This window comes from Paraburkholderia hiiakae (assembly GCF_904848665.1).
Classification (GTDB): domain Bacteria; phylum Pseudomonadota; class Gammaproteobacteria; order Burkholderiales; family Burkholderiaceae; genus Paraburkholderia; species Paraburkholderia hiiakae.
The window spans coordinates 174046-198563 of the sequence record NZ_CAJHCQ010000005.1; the positions used below are offsets into that span (position 1 = coordinate 174046).

18 protein-coding genes are annotated in these 24518 nt (G+C 65.7%); 7 read left to right on the plus strand and 11 right to left on the minus strand.

The genetic code is table 11. The features are described from left to right. Nucleotides 1-18: 18 nt before the first annotated feature. The 5 genes from glgX to JMY28_RS12000 form a co-directional block, all read right to left on the minus strand. Nucleotides 19-2256 carry a glycogen debranching protein GlgX gene (glgX, locus tag JMY28_RS11980; RefSeq protein WP_201696144.1) on the minus strand — a complete coding sequence of 746 codons (2238 nt, stop codon included), beginning with the start codon at nucleotides 2254-2256 and terminating at the stop codon, nucleotides 19-21. A 68-nt stretch (nucleotides 2257-2324) separates the two neighbouring features. After that, nucleotides 2325-4541 carry a 1,4-alpha-glucan branching protein GlgB gene (gene glgB / locus JMY28_RS11985; protein WP_201696145.1) on the minus strand — a complete coding sequence of 739 codons (2217 nt, stop codon included), beginning with the start codon at nucleotides 4539-4541 and terminating at the stop codon, nucleotides 2325-2327. Further along, nucleotides 4534-7947, minus strand: coding sequence for a maltose alpha-D-glucosyltransferase (gene treS, locus JMY28_RS11990; RefSeq protein ID WP_407945499.1), 3414 nt, complete (start codon nucleotides 7945-7947; stop codon nucleotides 4534-4536). Before treS ends, glgB begins: the two co-directional genes overlap by 8 nt. A gap of 38 nt (nucleotides 7948-7985) precedes the next feature. After that, the gene (locus JMY28_RS11995) at nucleotides 7986-11486 is read right to left on the minus strand and encodes a maltotransferase domain-containing protein (RefSeq protein WP_201696147.1); all 3501 of its coding nucleotides are present in this window, start codon (nucleotides 11484-11486) and stop codon (nucleotides 7986-7988) included. 347 nt (nucleotides 11487-11833) lie between these two features. Continuing rightward, nucleotides 11834-12490: a DUF1345 domain-containing protein gene (locus tag JMY28_RS12000; protein ID WP_201696148.1), complete on the minus strand. Its 657-nt coding sequence runs from the start codon at nucleotides 12488-12490 to the stop codon at nucleotides 11834-11836. Between the two features lie 367 nt (nucleotides 12491-12857). Here JMY28_RS12000 and JMY28_RS12005 point away from each other — a divergent pair, with 367 nt between their 5' ends. The 4 genes from JMY28_RS12005 (at nucleotide 12858) to JMY28_RS12020 (ending at nucleotide 17480) form a co-directional block, all read left to right on the plus strand. Continuing rightward, nucleotides 12858-13457, plus strand: a complete 600-nt coding sequence (locus JMY28_RS12005) for a sorbitol dehydrogenase family protein (protein WP_236596833.1) — start codon at nucleotides 12858-12860, stop codon at nucleotides 13455-13457. Between the two features lie 71 nt (nucleotides 13458-13528). Beyond that, nucleotides 13529-15130, plus strand: a complete 1602-nt coding sequence (locus JMY28_RS12010; RefSeq protein WP_201696150.1) for a GMC family oxidoreductase — start codon at nucleotides 13529-13531, stop codon at nucleotides 15128-15130. Nucleotides 15131-15143: 13 nt separating this feature from the next. After that, complete coding sequence (locus tag JMY28_RS12015; RefSeq protein ID WP_201696151.1) at nucleotides 15144-16547, plus strand: c-type cytochrome; 1404 nt, start codon at nucleotides 15144-15146, stop codon at nucleotides 16545-16547. A gap of 192 nt (nucleotides 16548-16739) precedes the next feature. Further along, on the plus strand, nucleotides 16740-17480 hold the full coding sequence (locus JMY28_RS12020) for a metallophosphoesterase (RefSeq protein WP_201696152.1): 741 nt from the start codon (nucleotides 16740-16742) through the stop codon (nucleotides 17478-17480). 36 nt (nucleotides 17481-17516) lie between these two features. Here JMY28_RS12020 and JMY28_RS12025 read toward each other — a convergent pair whose 3' ends face one another. Continuing rightward, nucleotides 17517-18218 carry an RES family NAD+ phosphorylase gene (locus JMY28_RS12025; protein ID WP_201696153.1) on the minus strand — a complete coding sequence of 234 codons (702 nt, stop codon included), beginning with the start codon at nucleotides 18216-18218 and terminating at the stop codon, nucleotides 17517-17519. Continuing rightward, a complete protein-coding gene (locus JMY28_RS12030; protein ID WP_201696154.1) occupies nucleotides 18215-18640 on the minus strand; it encodes an MbcA/ParS/Xre antitoxin family protein in 426 nt (141 codons plus the stop codon). Before JMY28_RS12030 ends, JMY28_RS12025 begins: the two co-directional genes overlap by 4 nt. 146 nt (nucleotides 18641-18786) lie before the next feature. Here JMY28_RS12030 and JMY28_RS12035 point away from each other — a divergent pair, with 146 nt between their 5' ends. Beyond that, nucleotides 18787-19254 carry a hypothetical protein gene (locus tag JMY28_RS12035; protein ID WP_201696155.1) on the plus strand — a complete coding sequence of 156 codons (468 nt, stop codon included), beginning with the start codon at nucleotides 18787-18789 and terminating at the stop codon, nucleotides 19252-19254. Between the two features lie 7 nt (nucleotides 19255-19261). Here JMY28_RS12035 and JMY28_RS12040 read toward each other — a convergent pair whose 3' ends face one another. Beyond that, nucleotides 19262-20113 carry a LysR family transcriptional regulator gene (locus JMY28_RS12040; protein ID WP_201696156.1) on the minus strand — a complete coding sequence of 284 codons (852 nt, stop codon included), beginning with the start codon at nucleotides 20111-20113 and terminating at the stop codon, nucleotides 19262-19264. A 100-nt stretch (nucleotides 20114-20213) separates the two neighbouring features. On the opposite strand from JMY28_RS12040, the gene JMY28_RS12045 reads away from it, so the two are divergent. After that, complete coding sequence (locus tag JMY28_RS12045) at nucleotides 20214-20597, plus strand: tautomerase family protein (RefSeq protein ID WP_201696157.1); 384 nt, start codon at nucleotides 20214-20216, stop codon at nucleotides 20595-20597. A 62-nt stretch (nucleotides 20598-20659) separates the two neighbouring features. Here JMY28_RS12045 and JMY28_RS12050 read toward each other — a convergent pair whose 3' ends face one another. The 3 genes from JMY28_RS12050 to JMY28_RS12060 form a co-directional block, all read right to left on the minus strand. Continuing rightward, on the minus strand, nucleotides 20660-21016 hold the full coding sequence (locus JMY28_RS12050) for a hypothetical protein (protein WP_328809396.1): 357 nt from the start codon (nucleotides 21014-21016) through the stop codon (nucleotides 20660-20662). Between the two features lie 20 nt (nucleotides 21017-21036). Then, nucleotides 21037-22074, minus strand: a complete 1038-nt coding sequence (gene ppk2 / locus JMY28_RS12055) for a polyphosphate kinase 2 (protein WP_201696358.1) — start codon at nucleotides 22072-22074, stop codon at nucleotides 21037-21039. Between the two features lie 266 nt (nucleotides 22075-22340). Beyond that, nucleotides 22341-22559: a YdcH family protein gene (locus JMY28_RS12060; RefSeq protein WP_201696158.1), complete on the minus strand. Its 219-nt coding sequence runs from the start codon at nucleotides 22557-22559 to the stop codon at nucleotides 22341-22343. Between the two features lie 236 nt (nucleotides 22560-22795). Here JMY28_RS12060 and JMY28_RS12065 point away from each other — a divergent pair, with 236 nt between their 5' ends. Continuing rightward, complete coding sequence (locus JMY28_RS12065) at nucleotides 22796-24439, plus strand: CHAD domain-containing protein (protein WP_201696159.1); 1644 nt, start codon at nucleotides 22796-22798, stop codon at nucleotides 24437-24439. Nucleotides 24440-24518: the final 79 nt, after the last annotated feature.

The following is a 24518-nucleotide window of genomic DNA, read 5'->3' on the forward strand; positions in this document are numbered from 1 at the left end:
CCTCGGTGCTTCGTTGACTCATCCGGTGGCGGCTTCGTCCGGGCCCGCGGGGGAGCCCGACTCAGGCGCGTCTGGCGTGCGGCGCGGGTCCGGCGTCGGCGTGTCGTCGCGCGTGCCACGTGTGCCGTGTGTGCCGTGTGGCCGGTGCGCGTCGGCACGCGCCGGCCGGGCGCGGAGCACGGCGAGCGCTCGCGCGGCTAGCTCGTACGACGTGTCGGGCAGCGCGTAGGGCGCCGCATCGGGACGCGCGGTATCGAGCAGCACCTCCCATGCCATGCGCGGCGCGGGCGCGACGAACGTCACCGCGCCTTGCGAAGCGTTCAGCATCATCAACAATACTTCCATTTGGCCGTGGAGTCCCGCTCCCGCGCGCCGCATCGTGAATGCGCTCGCCTCCGGGTCGTGCCAGGCCTCGGGCGAGAGCGGCTCGCCGCGTTCGTCGAACCAGTCGATGTCGTGCACGCCGGGCATCAGTCCGCGCTCGCCAAACAGAAAACGCGTTTCGTGCAGCAGCGGATGCTCGCGGCGCAGCGCGATCACGCGCGCGGCGAAGCGCGTCATGGCTTTGCCCTGGGGCGTGTCTGCGAGCGCCCAGTCGAACCACGAAATATCGTTGTCCTGGCAGTACGCATTGTTGTTGCCGCGCTGCGTGCGGCAGGCCTCGTCGCCCGCGAGCAGCATGGGCGTGCCGAGCGCGATGAAGAGCGTGGCCATCATCGAGCGGGCCACGCGCGCGCGCGTGGCGACGATGGCCGGGTCGTCGGTTGGGCCTTCCACGCCCCAGTTCGCGCTCCAGTTTTCATTGTGGCCGTCGCGGTTCTCTTCGCCGTTGGCCTCGTTGTGCTTGTGCTCGTACGAAACGAGGTCGGCGAGCGTGAAGCCATCGTGCGAGGTGACGAAATTGATCGACGCCCAGGGCCGGCGTTTGCGTTTGTCGAACAGATCCGCGCTGCCGGTCAGGCGTGCCGCGAGGTCGGCGCGCTGGCCCGGCGCGCCGCGCCAGTAGCGCCGCACGCTGTCGCGAAAGCGGTCGTTCCATTCGGAAAAGCCGGGCGGATGGTTGCCTAGCTGGTAGCCGCCGGGGCCCACGTCCCACGGCTCGGAAATCAGCTTGCATTGTGAAAGCACGGGGTCCTGGCGCAGGACGTCGAAGAACCCGCCGTTCGGGTCGAAGCCCGCGGGTTCGCGCCCGAGCGTCACGCCAAGGTCGAAGCGAAAGCCGTCGATGCCGTATGACGTGGCCCAGTGGCGCAGCGAGTCGCTGACCATCTGCAGCACGCGCGGATGCGAAAAGTCGAGCGTGTTGCCGCAGCCTGTGTCGTTGATGAAGTGGCGCTCATCGCCGGGCACGCAGCGGTAATAGCTGGCGTTGTCGAGGCCGCGCCATGAAACGGTGGGGCCCATTTCGCCGCCTTCGCACGTGTGGTTGTAGACCACGTCGAGGAAGACTTCGATGCCCGCCGCATGAAGCTGGCGCACGGCAATGCGCATTTCGTCGGTGTCGTAGCCCACCAGGTAGCTGGGCTCGGGCGCGAAGAACGCGGCCGAATTGTAGCCCCAGTAGTTGCGCAGTCCACGATCGATCAGAAAGCGCTCGGAGAGAAACGCGTGCACCGGCAAAATCTCGATGGCCGTCACGCCGAGCTTGTGCAGATGCTCGATGAAACGCGGCGCGGCAAGACCTGCGAACGTGCCACGCATGTGCGTGCGCAAATCGTGACACTGCATCGAAAGCCCGCGCAGATGCGCCTCGTAAATCACGGTGTCGCCCCACGGCGTATTGGGCCGCCGGTCGCGCGACCAGTCGAACTTGTCGTTCACCACCACGCATTTGGGCATGGCCGGCGCGGAATCGCGCCGGTCGATCGAGAGATCCGCGCGGTTCGAATGGGCGCGATAACCGTATAGTGTGTCCGACCATCGAAACTGGCCGATGAGTTGCCTGGCGTAAGGGTCCAGCAGCAACTTGTGCGGATTGAAGCGATGCCCCAGATGCGGCTGATAGGGCCCATGCGCGCGCAGGCCATAGACAGTGCCGGGATGCGCCCCGGGCAGATAGCCGTGCCACACCTCGTCGGTGCATTCGGGCAGGGTGTAGCGAATGCGCTCCTTGCGGCCGGTGGGATCAAACAGGCACAGCTCGATGCGCCAGGCGTGGGCCGAGAACACGGCGAAGTTGGTGCCGAGGCCGTCCCACGTCGCCCCGAGCGGCCAGGGGGAGCCGGGCAGCAGGCGCTCAGGCGGACCGTTTGCCATGACGATGCTCCATGTGTTGTTTTTCGTTTTGCATCGGATTCCGGATCAAATCCCGCCGCCGCGCAGGCTTATCGGCGCAGACGCAGGATCAGCGTGCCGAGCGGCGGCAGGACGAGCGCGGCCGACTGGGGCTTGCCGTGGCTTACCACGCCTTCCGTGGTAACGAGGCCCCCATTGCCCATGTTCGAGCCGCCGTACGCTTCGGCGTCGGTGTTGAGCGCTTCTTCCCACTGTCCCGGCTGCGGCATGCCGATACGGTAGCCGTGGCGCGGCACCGGCGTGAAGTTGCAGATCACCACGATCTCGCGGCCCGAGCCGTCTACGCGGCGCCACGCGAGCACGCTGTTTTCGCTGTCGTCGGAAACCAGCCATTCGAAACCGCCGGGTTCCGAGTCGAGCGTGTAGAGCGCGGGTTCACTCGCGTAGAAGCGATTGAGGTCGCGCACGAGCGTTTGCACGCCGCGGTGCAGCGGGTCGTCGAGCAGGTTCCAGTGGGGCGTGCCGTCGTGATCGAATTCGGCCATCTGCCCGAACTCACCGCCCATAAAGAGCAGCTTCTTGCCGGGGTGTGCCCACATGAAGCCGAAATACGCACGCAGGTTCGCGAACTTCTGCCAGCGGTCGCCGGGCATCTTGCCGAGTAGCGACCCTTTGCCATGCACCACCTCGTCGTGCGAAAGCGGCAGCACGAAGCGTTCGGACCACGCGTAGACCATCGCGAACGTCATGAGGTGATGGTGATAGCGGCGATAAACGGGGTCTTCCTGCATGTAGTGCAGGGTGTCGTGCATCCAGCCCATGTTCCACTTGAACTGGAAGCCGAGGCCGCCATCCTCGGGGCGGGCCGTGACGCCCGGCCATGCTGTGGATTCCTCAGCAATGGTGATGACGCCGGGGCGCTGCGGAACGTATTGCGTTTCGTGATTGAGGCGCTTGAGAAACGCGATCGATTCGAGATTTTCGCGGCCGCCATAGATGTTGGGTACCCATTCGCCTTGCGCGCGCGAATAGTCGCGGTAGAGCATCGAGGCGACCGCGTCCACGCGCAGTCCATCCACGTGATAGCGCATGAGCCACGCGAGGCCCGACGCGATCAGGAACGCGCTCACCTCGCGGCGTCCCAGGTTGTAGATCATCGTGTTCCAGTCGGGGTGATAGCCCTCGCGCGGGTCAGCATGCTCGTAGAGCGGCGTGCCGTCGAAATCGATGAGGCCGTGCGCGTCATTCGGAAAGTGCGCGGGCACCCAGTCGAGAATCACGCCAAGTCCGGCCTCGTGCGCGCGATCGACGAACGCCGCGAAGTCCACCGGCGCGCCAAGACGCGCGGTGGGTGCGAACTGCGCTAGCGGCTGATAGCCCCACGAGCCGCCAAACGGATGCTCCGCCACGGGCAGCAACTCGATGTGGGTAAAGCCCATGCCCTGCGCGTAGGGGATCAGACGCTCGGAGAGCGCGCCCCAGTCGGGAGCGGGCGCATCGGCGCCTTGCGTTGGCAGCCACGAAGCCGCATGCACCTCGTAGACCGACATGGCCGCGCGCGCGTTCTGCCGCTCCGCGCGTGTTTGCAGCCACTCCTGATCGCGCCACGCGTAATGGTCGATCGCTTCGACGGGCGCGACAATCGACGCCGTGCCCGGCGGGCATTCCGTCTGCAGCGCGCAGGGGTCGGCCTTGAGCGGGAGGACAACGCCGCGCGCGCCAAGGATCTCGTACTTGTAGCGCGCGCCGGGGGCCACACGGGGAATGAAAAGCTCCCATACGCCCGCTTCATGGCGCAGCCGCATGGGGTGACGCCGCCCGTCCCACGCGTTGAAGTCGCCCACCACGGAAACGCGCTTCGCATTCGGCGCCCAGACGGCGAAGCGCACGCCGGGTACGCCATCGCACGTCAAGGGCCGCGCGCCGAGACATTCGAGCACCGCGTAGGGGTCGCCGTCGGCGAGACGCACCAGCGCTTCGTGCGAGAGCTGTGGAGCGAATGAATAGGTGTCCTCGATTTCCTGGCTCACGCCATGCCAGTCGACCACGAGCCGGTAGGGAACCGCCTCTGCGAGCGGGCCCGCATAGAGTCCTGCCGGATGCACGAGCGAAAGTTCGCCGAGCGTGTGGGCACGGTCGCGCGCCACCACGCTTGCGCCGGCGGCGTTCGGCAGCCATGCGCGCACGTAGGGCGCGCCGTCCACCCAGTGCAGCCCGAGCACGGCGAAAGGATCGGCGTGGTACGCGCCGGCGAGCGCGTCGGCGTCGTGCGGATTCAGGCCGGCTTGGGGCACGCGATCAACCATGGCCACCTCCGCCGGAATGCGATTGCGTGGACTGCGTGGGCGTGAGCCCGAGCACGCGCGCGGTCAGCGCTGCGAGGCCGCGTACCGGCAGTGCGAGCCAGGTGGGGCGGTTCGCCGCTTCGTAGCGGATTTCGTAAGCTGCTTTCTCGATCAGGAACAGGTCGAGCAGCGCCTGCTCCTGCGAAGCACTCACGAGCGTGAGCGGTCCTTCGGCGACGGCCACGCGGTACTGGCTCAGGAACGTTTCGGCCGCGTAGCCGCGGAAACGTTCGAAGAGGGCACGTTTGCGATCGACGACTTGCTGCGGGGCGTTTTCGAGCGTCGATTGCGCGGCGGCGCCCGCATACGAGAGCGAGCGCAGCAGGCCCGCCACGTCGCGCAGCGGCGAGGTCTTCGCGCGCCGGTATTCGAGCGCCCGCGCGGGCTCGCCTTCGAAGTCGATCAGATACGCGTCGCCTTGGGAGAGCAGTACCTGGCCCAGGTGGAAATCGCCGTGGATGCGGATGCGCGCGGCCTTCGTGTCGTCCGGCACGAGTTCGTCGACCTTTGCGAGGAGCGCCTTGCGGCGGTCGATCAGGCTGCGCGCGAGATCGCGCGCGTCTTTATCGAGCGTTTGTTCGTCCTCGCCCGTATGCTGCGCGACGATGTCGAGCGCTTCGTTGAGCATGGTCTTCGTGTCGGCAACCCACGCACGCACATCGTCGGGCGTGGCGGCAACGGGTGAGAAAGCTTCGTCGTCGCTGGGTCTGGAGAGCATTGCGTGCAGTTCGCCCAGGCGCTTGCCAATTGCGCCGATCACCGCGCAGTAGCCTTGCACGGCTTCTTCCTCGTGCGCCTGGTCGACGCTCGTGTCGTCGTCCATCGCGAGTGCGAGTTCGTCGATCGTGCGGCGCAGATAGTCGAGCGCCCAGTCCCACGCATTGCCCTGGTTGTCAATGAAACCCTGCATGATGATGAGCGTGTGCGGCACGCCCGCAGGGTCTACGCGCACCACTTCCCCATAGAGCGGCGCGGTGTTCGCGTAGCCGAGCTTCGTGAGGTAGCGGCTCATTTCCGCTTCGGGGTGCACGCCCGCCATCAACCGGCGCACGATCTTGAGCACAAGGGTTTCCGCGATCACGAGCGAACTGTTGCTCTGCTCCGCGGCGAGCCAGCGTACTTCCGGCGTGTCGCCCAGGTCGAGTTCGTTGAGGCGTTCGGTCGGCTCGAAGCGGATGGTGCTCTGCTGCACGGTGGGCACCGTGGCGCGCTCGCGCAACTTGCGCAGCACGCCGTAGGCGAACCACGGCAGCGAAAACGCATCGGTGAGATAGCCCACGGTGCGGCCGCGCCGCACGCGCGAGAGCGCGAGCTGAATGTGCAGTGGCGTGGTGATCTCGGTGCCCCATGTGATGGCGATCGGGAGTACGTAGCGCTCGCTCGTGCCATCCGCGAGTTCGGCTTCGATCTCCGTGAACGCGAAGCCCGCGCCGTGGATCGTCGTCAGTGCCGCGAGGCGCACGGTGCGCAGCGGCTTGTCCTTCGAGGCGAACCAGCGGCGCCGCGAGAGCCACGAAGGCAGCACTTCGGATTCGAGCAGCCGGACGTTTTCAGGCGTCGCGCCCGCCTGTCCTTCGCGCAGCACCACCGTCACGAACTCGGGCAATTGCTCTGAGGTAGGCTGGCTCCACGAAGGCCGCTGATTGCCTGCGCTCAGGAGGAACCACAGGAAGCCGTAGGGCGGGAAGGTCAGCAGATAGGGGAGCTGACCAATTGCCGGGAACACGGAATCCGCCGTCATTTCCACGGGCGACATGCCTGCGAATTCGGAAAGGTCGAGTTCCACCGCTTGCGGCGCGCGAGATAGATTCGCCACGCACAAGATCGGCGCTTCGCCGGGCATTTCGCGCAGGTACGCGAGGATCTTGCGGTTCGCCGGGCGCAGGAAGCGGATCGTGCCGCGGCCGAATGCCTGCTTCGCGCGGCGCGTGGCGAGCATGCGGCGCGTCCAGTTGAGCAGCGAATGCGGATCGCGGCTTTGCGCTTCGACGTTGATGGCGTCGTAGCCGTAAAGCGAACCCATGAGCGGCGGCAGCACGAGCTGTTCGGGATCGGCGCGCGAGAAGCCGCCGTTGCGGTCCGACGACCACTGCATCGGCGTGCGTACGCCGTCGCGGTCGCCCAGGTGAATGTTGTCGCCCATGCCGAGTTCGTCGCCGTAATAGATCACGGGCGTGCCAGGCATGGAGAGCAGCAGCGAGTTGATGAGTTCGATGCGGCGGCGGTCACGCTCCATGAGCGGCGCGAGGCGCCGGCGAATGCCGAGGTTCAGGCGCGCGCGGCGGTCGCTTGCGTAGGTGTTCCAGAGGTAATCGCGCTCGGAGTCGGTGACCATTTCGAGCGTGAGTTCGTCGTGATTGCGCAGGAAGATCGCCCACTGGCAACTCGGCAGCAAGTCAGGCGTCTGCTTCATGATGTCGAGGATCGGAAAGCGGTCCTCGCTCGCAATCGCCATATAGAGGCGCGGCATGAGCGGGAAGTGGAACGCCATGTGGCATTCGTCTTCGTTGCCGAAGTACTCCTGCACATCTTCCGGCCACTGGTTCGCTTCGGCCAGCAGCATGCGGTTCGGGTAATGCTCGTCGATGGCCGCGCGAATCCGCTTGAGAATGCCGTGCGTTTCGGGCAGGTTCTCGTTGTTCGTGCCTTCACGCTCCACGAGGTAAGGCACGGCGTCCAGACGCAGCCCATCTATGCCCATGTCGAGCCAGAAGCGCATGACCTGCAGCACTTCGCGCAGCACGGCCGGATTGTCGAAGTTCAGGTCGGGCTGGTGCGAATAGAAGCGGTGCCAGTAGTACGCGCCTGCAACGGGGTCGTGCGTCCAGTTCGACGGTTCCGTGTCGATGAAGATGATGCGCGTGCCCTGGTACTTCTGGTCGGTGTCGGACCACACGTAGTAGTTGCGATGATTCGAGCCGGGCTTTGCGCGGCGCGCGCGCTGGAACCAGGGGTGCTGGTCCGAGGTATGGTTGATGACCAGCTCGGTGATCACGCGCATGCCGCGCGCGTGCGCTTCCTGAATGAAGCGGCGCACGTCGGCGAGTTGCCCGTAGTCAGGGTGCACGTTGCGATAGTCGGCAATGTCGTAGCCGTCGTCGCGGCGCGGCGAGGGGTAGAACGGCAACAGCCAGATCGCCGTCACGCCCAGGCCCGCAATGTAGTCGAGCTTCGCGAGGAGGCCTGGGAAGTCGCCCACGCCATCGTTGTTCGAATCGAAGAACGACTTCACGTGCACCTGATAGATGACCGCGTCCTTGTACCAGAGCGGGTCGTCGGAAAGCATCGACGACTTGCCGCGCCGTTGCGTGCCGCGTTCCTCGTGGTGCGGGTCGTGTGCGGTCGAGTCTCGCGTGACGGTCTGCATGTTGGTTGCCACAGGCTCGTGCGTAGCGGGATCGCGTTTCATGTCGCGCCTCCGGGCGGGAAGTCGGCGTCGAGTTCGGGATGGCCCTCGACGTGCTGATCGTGCTTATCGTCTTCAGGCAGTGGTTCTTCGCGCGGCAGGCCCTTCACGGGCTCGATGCGCCAGATCGCGAACGGTTGCGCCTGCGGGTCGAGCCGCACGTGCTGCCAGCGCCCGCGCCACTCGAAGCGCTCGCCCGTCATTTCGTCGACTACGTTGAGCGCCGCGTGGTCGTCGAGGTGCCAGCGCTGGAACGTCGCCCACGAAAGTTCGAAGTCGGCGCCCTGTTCGTTGAAGGCGTCGAGATTGATGGCCACGACGATCACGTTGTCGCGCGCGGGCGTGGCTTTTTCGAAGCAGAGCAGCGAGTCGTTGCGGGCGTCGAGGAACGTGATGCCGAGATGCGTGTGCAGCGCAGGGTTGGCGCGGCGAATGCGATTGAGCGCGGCGATCTCCGCGACGATATTGCCGGGACGATGCCAGTCCCAGGCGCGCAATTGATATTTTTCGGAGTCCAGATAGTCCTCCGAATTGGGCATGGCGCGTCCTTCGCAAAGCTCGAAGCCGCAATACACGCCCCACAGCCCGGAAAGCGTCGCGGCCAACGCCGCGCGGATCAGAAAGCTCGAGCGCGCGCCGGTCTGCAAATGGCGCGGATTGATATCGGGCGTGTTGACGAAGAAGTTCGGCCGATAGAAGTCGCGCACTTCCGTCTGCGTAAGTTCAGTGAGGTACTCCGTGAAATCGCGCTTCGATTCGCGCCACGTGAAGTAGGTGTACGACTGCGAGAAGCCGAGCTTGGCGAGCCGGTACATGAGGCGCGGCCGCGTAAAGGCTTCGGAGAGGAAGATCACGTCCGGGTGGCGCGCGCGCACGTCGGCGATCATCCATTCCCAGAACGGCAGCGGCTTGGTGTGCGGGTTGTCCACGCGGAAAATGCGCACGCCCGTGTCTACCCAGAACAGGATCGCGTCGCGCAGCGCAAGCCACAAATCGGGCTTCGCGTCGTGCGCGTAGAACTCGGGGTTCACGATGTCCTGATACTTCTTCGGCGGGTTTTCGGCGTAGCGCAGCGTGCCGTCGGGCCGCCATGCGAACCAGGTGGGATGCGCCTTGAGCCATGGGTGGTCCGGCGAGCATTGAATCGCGAAATCGAGCGCGATTTCGAGGCCTTGCTCGTGCGCGGCGGCGAGCATGCGGCAGAAGTCCTCGAGCGTGCCCAGTTGCGGATGCACGGCGGTGTGGCCGCCCTCGGCCGCGCCGATCGCATAGGGGCTGCCCACGTCGTCCGGCTGCGCATTGAGCGTGTTGTTGCGCCCCTTGCGGTTCGCGAGGCCAATGGGGTGGATCGGCGGGAAGTACAGCACGTCGAAGCCCATTTCGCGAATGCGTGGCATCTTCGCGATCACGTCGTCGAAGGTGCCGTGGCGCGATTCGTCGTCGCTCATCGAGCGCGGGAAGATCTCGTACCAGCTCGCGAAGCGCGCGGCGCTGCGCTCTGCATCCACGCGCCCCACGATCGTGTCGCGCGAAAGGAACGGGCGATGGCGCGCGGCGCGCACGGCGGCGGCCGTCGAAGGCGCGGCGATGATCGCGCAACGTGTTTCGGTGTCCGCACCAATGAAACGCTTGACGATGGCGTCGAGTGTTTCGTTGATGCGCTCCTGGTCGTCGTCGCCCGTGCCCGATGTTTCGGCCGTGGCGAGCACGAGCGCGAACAGGCGGCTCGCTTCCTCCAGCTCCAGATCGACAGGTTGGTTCGCCACGCGCTTCTTGTGCAGATGTTCCGCGAGCGAGGCGAAGTCGTCGCGCCAGGCGATCACGACGTACTCGTAGCGTCCCACGCGATCGAGCGGAATGTGGCCCGCCCACAGGTCGGTGCCGGGAGGCTGCACGGGCGTCATGGCCGATTCGTGCCAGGCGGTTTCGTCGGCGGCGCGCCAGAGCACGGCGGCGTCGATCCGGTCGTGGCCCTCGGCGAAGATCGCCGCGCGCACTTCGCAGCGCTCACCCACGGTACGCTTCGCGGCGAAGCGCCCGTGATCGACCGAGGGCTGCGCGCTCTCGATCGCGATGCGGGGCGCCGCGATCGCTTCGAGCACGCTCTTGTGGCCGCTCGTATCGGTCTTTCCGCGATCTTCGGGTGGCGCGAGCACCACGAGCGGGCTCGCGAGCGCCCGGAAGATCCAGCATGCGCCCGCGGGCAGCGTGAACGTGTCGGGAATCGCGCTCGCGTCGCGCGCTGCGGGCAGGCGTGCGCCGCGCAGCGTTACGGCATCGAGCGGGGCGAAGCGCGTGAAGCCGCCAGGCACGCCGTCGAGCAGGCGTGAGAGATTCACACGCACAGGTGCGGCAAGCGCGGGGTTGATGAGGGTGAGCACGGCGTCGCCCGCGTCGCGCAGGTCCGCGCGGTCGCCGCGCAAGAGCGCCGCGACGCTGGCGCCCGGGCCATTGAGCGCGCGCAGCTCACCGTTGGTTTGCAGTGTCCACGTTTCGCGTTGCAGCGCGTTGGCGTGCGCGACATCGGCGCTTAGATCGAATGGCGCGCGCGCTTTCGCGGCTTCCCACGCCTGCGCGCTGTTGCCGCTGTGCGAGGTCGCTTCGTCCACGCCGTATTCGAAGCCCATCGGCATGAGCCAGCCGGTGCCGAGCGCGGCCGCCGCGCGCAGCATGCGGCGATAGGCGCGTTCGACAGCGCGCGCATCGGCGGCGCCTTCCTGGTCGTGGACGTATCGCGTGCCATAGGGCGATTCTGGAAACGTTATCGGTGAGCCCACGCGGCGCAACGCGGCGTGCTCCTCGACCATCCAGCTCGACGAGAAGTCCCACCAGCGCAGCGAGGAAAAGGCTGCGTCGAAGCCTGCACCTTCGAGGTGCGCGATCGCCTCGCGCGGCAGGCCGGGTGTAGCGGCGAGCCAGCGCGTTTGTGGAAAGCGCGCGCGTACGGCGTCGAAGATCGCGCGCAGCACGTGCGGGGGCGTGCGGTGCGGCGAGTCCACGCGAAAGCCGCCGATGCCCGCATCGACGAGCGCAATGGCGCGCGCGGTCCACCATGCGACGAGCGGCGCGCTCGCGCGCTCGAAATCGGCATAGGCGACGTTGGCTTCGAGATGGCCGTGGCGTGGGTCGAGGCGCGCGTCTTCGGGCTCGAAGGGGTGGAACCACTCGGGATGCGCGGCGTAGAGCGCGCCGTCGGCGGCGCTGCGGTCGAGCACGAGATCCGCGAGCAGCGTGACGCCGCGCGATTGCGCCACGAGGGCGAGTTCGCGGATGGCGTCGTCGGCGGAAAGCGGGGAGCCGAAGGCCGCGTTCAGGCGCGCATGGTCGGCGACGATGCGGTCGTCGCCCGACGCGCCCGAGGCGAACAGCGCGCCGATCAGGACGTGGTCGAAACCAAGCGACGCCGCGCGGGCGATGTGGGCCGGCCACGCGTCGAGTGGTCCAGCGAGGACGGAATGGACGAAGTAGATCCGCGGCGCATAGGCGTGGGGTGGTTCCATCGGTCGTATTCCAGGTACGTCAGGCGAAGGGGATGCAAGGCGGGATTAGCCGTCATGCGATCGCGCCGCCCGGGGGCTGCCGGAGCGTGCCGCGCTGCGCGTGTGGACAGGCACCTGTTCAGAGTAGTGCAAGAGCAGGCCGGAACCAAACCGCTTGCGCCGCATGGCGACTTGCGGGGAAGGGGAGCAAGGCACATGCCCATGAGCGATACGGGCGCGCACCGCCGCGCGCAGGCGCACGTTCGCATAGCTTGGGCGAAAAGACAGGTGAAACGACCGGTGAATTGACCTGAGAAACCGGCGGCGATTGCCGGTATCCGTTGCAGCGGCGAAAAAGGAAAAGGGGATTAGCTACCGACCATGCTCGCGGCGATGTTCACGCATAGCCCTAGCACAGAAACGTTGAAATAGAACGACAAAATCGATTGCGCGAGCACACCGCGCCGCGCGCTGCGCCCGCGCAGGCCGATATCGGCGGTTTGCGAAGCGCAGGCGATGGTGAACGAGAAGTACAGAAAGTCCCAGTAATTCGGCGTGAGTTTTTTGTCGGGAAACGCGAGGGCGGGCTCGTTGGGATCGGAGCCGTAGTACACACGCGCGTAGTGCAGCGTGAAGATGGTGGGAATGAGAAACCATGCGCCGATGAGCGTCGCGCCCGTGAGCAGCGAATGCAGCACTTTCGAGGCCGTGCCGAGATCTTTCGTCGTGCCCAGTTCAATGACGATGGCGACGATGCTCGCGACCGTTGCGGTGCAGATCAGGAACAGCACGGTGCCCGCGTTTTCGTCTTCGCGGCGGGCGTTCGCGCGCACGCTCTCTTCGTTTGCGAACACCATGTGCAGCCAGATCAGCACGAGGTAGGTCCACACCGTGGCGTCCCAGCCGAGCAGCACGCGCGCCGAAGTGTGGATCGAGGCGGGTGCGAGGGCGCCGAGCACGATGCCCACGGCGATGGCGATCATCATGTGCGGCCGGTTGCGCAGCACCTGTGGAATGAGGTTCATGGCGTATGGCGTGGCGCGCGAAGGGGGCGGGGTGGCGCGGGGTGATGAATGCTTGCGGCGATTCTACCGTGCGGTGCCTCGCGTGGTGACGCGCTGTTATGCCCGGCATGCAAGCTTTCGGTTTGTCTTATCGGGCCATAAGGGGCTATATTGCTTGCGCAACGCGGCAACGTGCTTTCGAAGTCAGCGCAACGATGGTGCATATGCAGTGATCCGCGTTGATCGACGATAGCAAACGTCTGTTGTCGTTGCAGAGCATCAAGCGCCGCCCGCGCCGGCGGCAAGCGTGTCTCGCCCCGAAGCCTGGTCGTCCAGGCGGGGATCGACCTCATCTGGAGTGCTCATGACAGATGTGACACAACACGGGATGTCTCAGGCGCCGCACGATCTTCCCGCTGCATTTGACCGCCTCGGCCGTCCCGGGCGCAGGCGTTTCGTTTCGGGAGCGTGCGCAGCGGCGCTGCTCGCCTTCGCGGCTGCCGGGCGCTCTGTTGGGCCCTCGCGTGCGTCGTTTGGCATGGGCCGTGCGTTTGCGGCTACGGCCACGCCGGCGCCCGCATCCGCATCCGGTAGCGGCTATGAAGCCTTCATCGAGCTATCGCAGCGCCTCACTGGTCGCACGAGCTTTAACGCCGTGCTCGGCAAGCGCGTCTATGCCGCGCTCGACAACGCAAGCAGCCAGTTCGACGCGAACGTCGCGACGCTCAATACATGGATTGAAGGTCATCGCAGTGTGCCCTCCGATACCGTGACCGCCGCGCTCAAGACCGATCAGCCGGAACTCGCCTCGATGGTGGGCGACATCATGCGCGCGTGGTATCTCGGACTCGTCGGCGAGATGCCGAAAGTGCAAGTGGTGGCCTACGAAAAGGCGTTGATGTTCGACCCCGTCAACGACGTGCTCACGATTCCCTCGTATTGCCGCGACGTGCCGTTCTACTGGAAGCAGAAACCCGCTGGCGAATAGCAGAACACCAAGCGCGCACATAACGGACCGCGCCAGGTCCCCACGACGAAAGCGAAAGGAAGAGGTCGACAATGGCGACAGGACATTCCGCCGACGTGGTCGTCGTCGGTTCCGGCGTGGCGGGCAGTCTGGTGGCGCACCAGCTCGCCCTGGCCGGCGCTTCCGTGGTGCTGCTCGAAGCGGGGCCTCGTCTCGCGCGCTGGCAGATCGTGGAGAACTTCCGTAACTCGCCGGCCAAGGCCGATTTCGCCACGCCCTATCCTTCCGTGAGCTACGCGCCGCATCCCGAATACGTCCCGCCCAACGACTATCTCGTGCAGAAGGGCGATTATCCGTACAACTCGCAGTATCTGCGTCTCGTGGGCGGCACCACATGGCACTGGGCCGCCGCCGCCTGGCGTTTGCTGCCTGCGGACTTTCGTTTGAAAACGCAGTACGGCGTGGGCCGAGACTGGCCCTATCCTTACGAGACGCTGGAGCCGTGGTATCAGCTCGCGGAAGTGGAGTTGGGCGTCTCTGGACCGGACGCTGCATACGATCTCGGTTCGCCGCGCTCCAAACCCTATCCAATGAGCATGTTGCCGCTTTCGTGGATGGATCAGCGCTTCTCGCAAGTGCTGAATGCGAATGGCTTTCACGTGGTGCCCGAGCCGGTCGCGCGCAACAGCCGCCCGTTCGATGCACGCCCCACCTGCTGCGGCAACAACAACTGCATGCCGATCTGCCCGATCGGGGCGATGTACAACGGCGTGATGCACGCGGACAAGGCCGAGCGTGCGGGCGCGAAGCTCGTGCCGCAGGCCGTGGTCTATCGCATCGAGGCCGACAACAAAGGGCTCGTTACCGCGGTCCACTACAAGGACCCGAACGGCAGAAGCACCCGTGTGACCGGCAAGCTCTTCGTGCTCGCCGCGAACGGCATCGAAACGCCCAAGCTCATGCTGATGTCGACGAGCGACGCGTTCCCGCACGGCATTGGCAACAGCTCCGACCAGGTGGGCCGCAATCTCATGGATCATCCGGGCACGGGCGTCACGTTCATGGCCAACGAGCCGCTGTGGCCGGGGCGCGGGCCCATGGAAATGACCTCGGTCGTGAACTTTCGCGATGGCGCGTTCCGCTCCGGGTATGCGTCGAAGAAACTGCATCTCTCGAACGCGGTGCCCACCATGGCCGTCACGGCCGCGCTCATTCAGAACGGCTTGACCGGCGCGGAACTGGACCGCGAGATACGCGAGCGCACATCGCGCACGCTCAACATCAACAGCTTTCATGAGCACTTGCCCGAGCCGCAGAACCGCGTGCTGCCCTCGAGCGAGCACAAGGACGGGCTCGGCATTCCACAACCCGAAATCTATTACTCGATCAACGACTACGTGAAGAAAAGCGCGGCGAACACGCATGAACTGTATGCGCAGATCGCGCAGCTTTTCGGCGGCACGGACATTACGTTCGACGACACCTTCGCGCCCAACAATCACATCATGGGCACGACGATCATGGGCGCAAACGCTGCCGATTCGGTCGTCGACGCCGATTGCCGCACGCACGATCATTCGAACCTGTTCGTTGCCAGCAGCGCGGTGATGCCCTCCGCCGCCTCGGTGAACTGCACGCTGACGATCGCCGCGCTGTCGCTGAAGCTGGCCGACAAGCTGCGCCACGAGCTTTGATGCGAGCCAGACGATGAAAACAACGAAGTCCCCCGCCGCGGCCACCGCCAATCACGAGCGAGAGAGACGCGCGCGTGCCGCCATCGCGGCCGCGCTTTTCTGTGCCTTTGCGCTCTATATCGCGTGGCACGCGTCGCACGAATCGCAAACGCGTCCCATCGACGAACTGCCGATGTCCACGGCGCGCGGCGACGACACATCCGCACCCAATGCGGACGCGGACAAGCCCGATCTCATCAAGCGCGGCGCATATCTCACGCGCGTAGGCGATTGCGCCGCGTGTCATACCGCCGACCCGGGCAAACCATTTGCGGGCGGGCTGCCCATCAGCACGCCGTTTGGAAAAATCTACACGCCGAACATCACGCCGGACCCCGAAACCGGCATCGGTCGATGGAGCGATACCGACTTCGTGCGCGCGTTGCACGAAGGCATCGGCAAAGGCGGCGAACGGCTCTATCCCGCGTTTCCTTACGTCGAATTCTCGCGCATGACCGAGCAGGACGTGCACTCGATCCGCGCGTATCTGAACACGCTCGCGCCGGTGCATTACACGCCGCCCGCGAACGAGCTGCGCTTTCCGTTCAACCAGCGTTGGCTGATGATCGTGTGGAATCTCTTCAACTTCAACGAAGGCCGCTTCGTGCCGGACCCGAAGCAAAGCGCCGAACTCAACCGCGGCGCCTATCTCGTCGAAGGCCTCGCGCATTGCGAGGAGTGCCACACGCCGCGCAACTTCATGCAGGGCCTCAAGACGACCGAGCGCTTCTCGGGCGCGACGCAAGCGGGCTGGCAGGCGTACAACATCACGCCCGAGCGCACGAGCGGCATTGGCAACTGGAGCGACGACGCGCTGATCGCCTACCTTTCCACCGGCGTTGCCGTGGGCCACGCAAACGCAGCGGGCCCGATGGCGGATGTGGTCCAGCATTCGACGCAATATCTGACGCACGAAGACCTGCGCTCGATCGTGGCGTACCTGCGTGCACTGCCGCCGGTTTCGGGCGGCGTGACGCGGCCGCGCGATGCGTGGGGCAAGCTGGCCGTGGACGATATCACCGCGCTGCGCGGCACGACCATCGCGACCGACAGCGGCCTGCAGCTCTTCGTGGCGAATTGCGCGAGCTGCCACCACTGGACCGGCGAGGGCGTGGGGGGAAGCGCGCCGGGTGCGTATCCGGCGCTCATTCACAACAGCGTGGTGGGCGCGCCGAGCGCGGACAACCTGGCGATGGTGATCCTGCACGGCGTGCGGCGTCAAACGAAGGACAGTGACGTGCTGATGCCGGCATTCGGCGATGCTTTGAGCAACGACCAGGTGGCGGCGATTTCCAACTACGTGACGAAGCAGTTCGGTAATCCGCAGGCCACCCTCACGGCCGACGAAGTCGCGGCGCTGCGTGCCCAGCCCCAGTGACTCAATGGTGGCGCGAGGACTTTGCGCGGCGCTCACGGTGGCAGCGGCGGCAGCGGCGGCCGCAAACGCGTATGCTGTGGATGCAGGCACGCCGCTTGCATGCAGTCTGCCTCGTGACGCGCCCTTCGCAATCTTTGTCGCTACGATATTTGGCGCTCATATGGCCCACTCACACAGCGCTATGATTAAGTAATGACGCATACACCCGACGCTCTCGTGCAGCACCATGCCGCTAACCTTGCAGGTCGCGACTTCGTTGTAGGCGACTTGCATGGTTGTGTGGAGGCGTTGCGCTATCTTTTGCGCGAAGTGGAGTTCGACACCGCGCGCGACCGGCTGTTTTCGGTGGGCGATCTCGTTGACCGGGGCGAACGCGAGCAGTGCGAACAGGCGCTCGCGCTGCTCGATAAACCGTGGTTCTACGCCGTGCTCGGCAATCACGAAGACGCGCTGTGCGCCGTGGCCGAAGGGCGGATGCCGCGCAATCGCTGGTATGGCATCGGTGGCGGCTGGGCGCAGAGCGTGCCTGACGCCGAACTCGTGCGCTACGCGCAACGGCTGCGCCAATTGCCGCTGGCGCGCGTAGTGGGCGAGGGCGAAAAGCGCTTCAACATCATCCACGCGGAATTTTTCGGCGACGATGCCGCGCTCGACCGCGGCCAGTTCGATTCCGATGTGCGCGAACGCATGCTTTGGGGGCGCGATCTCGTGCTCGGCACCGGCGACCCGGCGCGCCATGCGCTCTCGCTCACGTTCTGCGGGCATACGCCGGTGCGTGAAGTGCGGCAGATCGGCTCGCAGGTGTTCATCGACACCGGAGCGTTCATCACCGAAGGACGCCTCACCATGGTCGAGGCGCTCACGTCGCGCATCTGGTCGGTCTCGCAGGTCGAAGCGCTCGCGCACGGCGCAGCCGCGATCGTGCTGCCCTGAGGCTTGCGCCTGCCGGTTTCTCGCTGGCCGTTCGGGCTACACGATGCGGTTCAACTCGAACACCATGTCGATCGTGTGCCCATTCCAGTTGTATTCCAGATACGCCGCGTGATGGCACGCGCGCAACAGTGTCGTGCTGAATGCGGCGAGGCATTCGCCGTCCTCGTCGCGCACCGACGGATACGCAATGCCGCGCGCACCCGCCTCGCGGGCGGCGCGGCCTAGCACCTGGCCGGCTGTGTAGTCGTCGGGCGAGAGCACACTCGGATCGAGCGCGGGGTCGCCGCGCAAATCGATCACCTCGCCCTGCGCGACCACCGTATAGAGCCGCATTTGCTGGCGGATGGGCGGCTCGTTCGTGGCCGCGAGAAAGAGCCCCGAGTGATAGCGCGTTTCCGCAACGGCAGTGGCGCGCGAGCGCGCGCAGTAGAACACGCCGTACGTGCCATCGGAAAAGCGGCTGCCCTGCGGATTCAGATGCGTGAAGGCCGCCATGATCGGCCCGTAGCCAGGGCCGAAGCGGCGCTCCTCGCGCGGCACGAGGTCGAGGTCGCCGGTTTCGGTGCGCAGGCGGTCGTTGGTGAGCGCTTCGAGCGCGTAGAGCGCCTCGAAGTCGTCCGCGGAAGCCACGCGGTCGAACAGGTTCACGGCGGGAAAACGGGTAGGAATCACCCTGAACGCGGGTGACCAGATGAGCTGCGCGCTGCGCCAGCGGTCTTGCCAGTTCGGTTGCGTCACGCCCAGCCGCCTCGCATTGCGTCGAGATACTGGCGCACCGCCACGAGGTCGCTGACATTGCCGGCCAGCATACGGTCGAGCGCGCGCCGGCCGCCAAAGGGCGGCGCGCTGTTGGGGCGCTTGATCCAGGTGTCGGCGGAGGTGGGTTGGGGCAGGAGGATTTGCAGCGCCTTGTAGATGCCGAGCAGCAGCGAAAGGCGTTCGAGTGTGTCGCGGCCGAGCCGGGCGGTTTGCGGGGACTGCTTCCACTTGAAATACGTGGATCGGCCCGGCGAGCCGAGCAGAATTATCTGCTCTTCGGCGCTCAGGTCCCAGTCGATCGCAATGCGGAAGAACGCCCTCAGCCCCGCCGCCGACATTTCGGTGAGCGATGGCTCGGCAGGACGGCGCGACGCAGAAACGGAAGCAGTGGCAGGCGGCATGGTGGTCGAGTCCCGAATTGAACTGTTAGTAGATATTAGTCCATATATGGATTATTGCAAGTTTTGACTCGGTATAATCCTCGCCGGACATTGGGACGGCAATTGGGAGAGACGGGGTGCGGGCAGGCATATTGATGGTCGCGGCAATGGTTTTTGCCGCGCCGGTGTGGGCATTGGGGCAGGCGAAGGCGGCAGGGGCGCATGCGGGGCAGGGAGCGGGTGCTGCGCGGCAGTCGCATGGGGCGCACGCATCCAAAGCGCGTGGCGCGCACAGTACTGCGGCGTCGCACACGACCGGACGCCCTGCGCACGCAACGGATTCAGCGCATGCGAGCGCCCCGCGCACTGTTGCGAAGGTCGGCAAGCCGTCGCACGCCAAGGGCCATGCCGCGGCGCAGCGGCATACGCCCGGCGAGGTCCACGCGGCGGCACGTGCGCAGCATCCGCCGTCTGGCGCGGCACCCGCGCCCAAAACCGTCACGCAAAAGCGGCCCGCGCCGAAGCCCGCCGCGGTACGTCCCGCGCCGCGCCGCAGGCTCGTGGTGGATGCGCCGCCGCCGCACATCCAGCGCGCGATTCCCGCGCCGCACGCACTGCCGCCCATCCTGAGCTGAGCGCCGTTTAGCCCGTGCCGAGCCCCGAAGCGAGCAATTGCAGCGTCGCGGCGGTTGCAGGCTCGCGCACCCGCGAGTGAAGCATCACTTGCGAAGCCGGCAACGCGGGCAAGCCGAGCCGCGCGCCGACGTCGATGAGTTCGCGCGGCGCGACGCGTCGCGCCAGTGGCGACACCGCGAGACCCGCGGCCAGCGCGGCACCCACCGGCGCGACGCCGCCGCCCACAAACACTTCTGTCCACGCCACGCCTGCGACGTCGAGCGCGCGAATCGCCGCCGCCCGCACCGCACAGGGCGCGGCGAGCAGCGCGAGCGGCAGCGCCGTGCCGGGCTGCCACTGCCATTGCGGCGCCGCTAGCCAGACGAGCGGCTCCGCGAAGAGCCGACGCGCATCGCCGCGCGGCGTTTCCCCTTCCTCCTGACGAACGATGACGGCATCGAGCCGCCGCTCGTCATACTGCGCGAGCAACTGCGCGGAAAGCCCCAGATGCAGCTCGATTACGAGCCGCGGGTCATGAACGCGAAGCTGGGCGAGCTGGCGGGCCAGGTTTGCATCCGCGACATGCTCGCTCAGGCCCAGCGCGAGCCGCCGCTCGTCGCCAGAAAGCGCCCCGAGCGCGCGCTCGTGCGCGCCAAGCAGGTCGCGCGCCGCGGCAAGGAACGTGAGACCGTCCGCCGAAAGCCGCACGACGCGCGGTGTGCGTTCGAGCAACTGCTTGCCCAGATGCGCTTCGAGGCGCTTGAGCTTAAGGCTCACGGCCGATTGCGTGGTGTCGAGGGCGTCGGCGGCGCGCGTGAAGCTCCGCAGTTCGGCGACGAGCACGAAGGCGCGCACGGCGTCGAGATCCAGTGGTTTCATTTCGGATGAAAATGGATGAAATATCTATCTATGCCTGTTTATTATGATAGATCGCGCCTAAGCTGATGTCACGTCAAACCCACCGAAGAAGGAGATCGACATGCCATTCACTCGTATCGCTGTTCGTGCAGGCAAGCCCGCCACGTATCGCAAGGCGCTCACGCAGGGCATCCATCAAGCGCTAATGGAGGTTTTCAAGGTGCCTGAAGACGACATTTTCATGCTCATCACTGAGCACGATGCCGATAATTTCGTGTTCGGCCGGCATTACCTGGGGATCGAGCGCAGCGACGATCTGGTCATGATTCAGATCGCTGCGAACAATACGCGCGGGCAGGATCAGAAGAAGGCGCTGTTCGCGCAGATTGCCGAAAACCTCGCGCGCGATCCGGGGGTGAGGCGCGAGGATGTGTTCGTCAATCTCGTGGATGTCGCGCGGGAAAACTGGTCGTTTGGGAATGGGGTGGCGCAGTACGCGACCTGAGCGAGCGGTCTAGTTGCGCCACCGTCAACGTGCCTCGCGATTGCTTTCGCGAGGCAGCCGCATCACCCCTTCTCCTCGTCGAGCAGCCGGTCGAAAAGCCGTTCCCGTAGCGCGTCGGGTGCAGCCGAAAGCCCGAGCAGCGTGCTGAACGCAATGCCGCTCGCGGCAAAGTAGCGTAGCAGCGAGAGTTCGAGATCGCGTGCCTCAGCCTGCAGCGTTTCCATCTTGGCCGTATCCAGGGCCTTCAGGTCATCGAGCAGCGCCGGGCTTTCGCCCAGTGCCGCGAGCACCGCGCGCGCGACGGAGTCCGGCTGCTCGATGGATTCCCTGAAAATCGCGATCTGCGCCGAAAGAACCGGTTCCGCCCGGGTGTGGCCGCCGGCGGCCAGGTGGTCTTGTGCGATGCTGCAAGGCCGAATTTGGAAGGGCCACCACGCGCCTACAGCGCCCGACTCACCAGCAACGGATCGACTACCCCGATCGCCTCCCCATCCCGACTCGCATAGGGCAGCTTATGCAGCACGAACCGCATGGCATTGAGCCGCGCGCGTTTCTTGCAATCGGAGCGAACGACTGTCCACGGCGCATCGGCCGTGTCCGTTTGCGAGAACATCGCCTCCTTCGCCTGCGTGTACGCCTCCCACTTGTCGAGCGAAGCGAGATCGACAGGGCTCAGCTTCCATTGCTTGAGTGGATGCACCTTGCGTTCCTTGAAGCGCCGACGCTGCTCCGCGCGGCTCACCGAGAACCAGAACTTGATCAGATGGATTCCGCTGCGAATCAACTGCCGTTCGAACTCTGGCACTTGCTGCATGAAATCGGCATATTGCTCAGGCGTGCAGAAGCCCATGACATGCTCGACGCCCGCGCGGTTGTACCAGGACCGATCGAACAGCACGATCTCCCCCGCCGCGGGCAGATGCTGCACATAGCGCTGGAAATACCACTGGCCGCGCTCGACTTCGGTGGGCTTTTCGAGCGCTACCACGCGCGCGCCGCGCGGGTTCAGATGCTCCATGAAGCGCTTGATCGTACCGCCCTTGCCGGCTGCGTCGCGGCCCTCGAACAGGATCACCACGCGCTGGCCGGTATCGCGTACCCACGCCTGAAGCTTGAGCAGTTCGACCTGCAGACGATACTTCTGCCGCTCGTAGGCGCGACGCGACATCAAATTGCGATACGGATAGCTGCCTTCGCGCCAGCCAGCGGCAAGTTCCTCGTCGGGGTGGCGCGTGCGCGAGTTGCGCCAGTCGGCAGGGTTGCCTTCGAGGATCAGGCTGCGCAACTGGGCGGCTTCGTCGGATGACATGCCTTGCATCAATGCCGCGATCGACTCGAGCAACATAGCGGGCGGATTTTGCTCGGCGTGAGTGCGCGAAACGAGATCATGGACAGCGCCCGCGATGACCTCGCTCGCGGACTCGACGGCACTGTCGACGGTGCGTAACTCGGCGCTGTGCGGCGTGACGAGCGGCAGTCATGCGGCTGGGCTGGTGATGTCGGAAGTGGAATAGGGAATGGATTTGGGCATGTGTCGGCGGATGCGGAGATGGGAGCGCATGCGGAGTGACTCGCATTCAAAGCGGGAGCATCGAATCTGGAGCAACAAAGCGGGACCGACGACGCGCGAGCGGCAATGAAGCGCAGGGAAGCCGTCGAGACCTGAGTGGCAGCGCCAGGGCAAAGCCGGCGGTCGATGGCCAGCGCCGGCACACGGGTGGCCAGCGCTGGACGCCGCCTGATTCAGGCGTTTGCCGCTTTTCTCAGGATCAGGTAGAGCGAGTCCTTGAGTTGAAGCTTTTCTTTTTTTAACTGCTCGACTTCCATGCCATGCGAAGCCACGACACCCGCCTCCATGTTCTTGATCTGCTGGTCGAGCTCGTTGTGACGATGAAAAATCCGGGCGAAATGGTCGTCCTGAACCTTGAGGCGCGAAATCAAATCTCTGTACTCTGGGAACACTCAACACTCCTTACAGATGGGCAAAATGAGATAAACGGAAACGTGATTATTTTTCCACCGTCTCATCGTGGCAGTCTTGACCATCATCAGATACCTGCTGGAAGGGTCAGGGAGGTTACCTGGGGCGTCGAGGCGCACTCGCGTGTACCATCGATCGCGTCGTCGCAGTTCCTCGTTCTCCATCCGCTTGCACTGATCTACGCCTTCGCGCCCACCCACAGAATCCTGGAGCGTTCATGGATCGCGTTCTGGAAATCGTGCTGGATGTCGTGATCCCGGCAGCGCCGGATAGAAGAAGCTCAACAGCCGCCGCCACTGGAGCGGCGCCCAGAGCGCACGCCAGCCCGAAGCTTTCGGAGCGGGGCGCCAGCCTGTGCGCGGCCTTGCCGTCGCTCGTGCCGTTGCCCGATGCGCGCGAATGCGTGACGACGGTCGCCTTCGACCGCGGCGGCGTCCTTGGGGGGCTCGGCTGGCGCGTCGCTGTCGAATCGCGCGGCGACACGCAGCACGTCGTCGTATCGAGTCGGCGCGTTCATACGCCGGGGATCACCGTGGTCGCGCCGATCTTCGAGGCGGCGCTCGACGCGAATGGCATTGCGCATGCGCTCTTCGACGCCGCGTCCGAGCCGTTTCGCGAGGCGCTGGGCAGCGCGGACGATCTCTCTGCGTCGGCCACGCTCGTGGCTACGCGCAGCCGCTGGCAGTGGCCGCGCGACGGCATCGAGGTGCTGCTCACGTTCGACGAAGACTTGCACGAGCGATCCGCCCTGCCGCAAGTCGCGCTGGCCCAGGACACTCACCGCGAGGCTCCGGCGCCGCCACCCGACCTGCACGAGTTACGCGTGAGTGCGCCCTGGCCCGAAGACCAGGACGAGCGGCCTATCGTCGAAGCGCTTTTCGCCTGTGCCGGCGACCTGATCGAGGCGCTGCCAGCGTTCGTGCGCTTGACCGACGCGCTCGAGCGCGCCACCGCGGGCGTGACCGGTGCCGCTGAAGCCATCAAAGCCGAAGCCGTGGATCTCGGCGGCGCGGTCACGGCCGAAGCCGCGCTCGTGGCGATCGGCCGCAACATTAGCGCGCAGTGGTTCGGCAATGACGCGGGCGTGCGCGATAGCACGAACGGCGAGTTCATCCATCAGATGCGCGTGTCGCAGCGGCGGCTGCGCACCGCCATGCGCATCTTCTCGCGCTGGTGCGATGAGACCTGGGAGACGCGCATCGAGCCGGAACTCAAATGGCTGGGCGGCCTCCTCGGCGAAGCGCGCGACCGCGACGTCTTCGTCGAATCGACGTTGCCGGCGCTCGCCGCCGCCGACGTCGAGCCGGGGCGCTGGAACGCGATTCGCGACGAGGCGAACGCGCAGCGGCTGGCCGCACGAGCGCGGCTGCGCGAGGCGCTGGCTTCGCAGCGCTACGCGCGGGTGGCGCTGGCGTGGCTCCAGTGGCTCGACACGCTCGCGCGGCGCGCGAGCGACGCCGGCGCCACTGGGCTTTCGCTGCATCGCCACGCGAAGAAGCGCGTGCGGCGCTACTACGAGCGGCTCGTGAGCACGCAAAAGCTCACCGCCATCGACGAGGCGAGTCGGCATCGCGCACGTATCAACGCGAAGTATTTGCGCTACACGATCGAATTCTTCGCCACGCTCACGTCGCGCCGCACGCGCGTAGAGGTGGCTCGCTCGCTTGCGCGGCTGCAGAGCGTGCTCGGCGACGGCAACGACGCCGCAGTGGCCCTGCGCTATCTCGAGCGCATGGATGCCGAGCCGTATCAGCTCGGGTTCGCGCGTGGCTGGTGCGAGGCCGTCAAGCGCTATACCGCAAAGGAAGGTGAACGCCTGCTGCGCGAACTGGGCGAGCCGAAGGTGACGCGCGGCGCCTGAGGCGTGTCTCTATAATCGCTGGCGGATTTTGGCGGACCACACCGAACCTTTGCTTATTTCGTCTTGTTTTTGCTCGTTA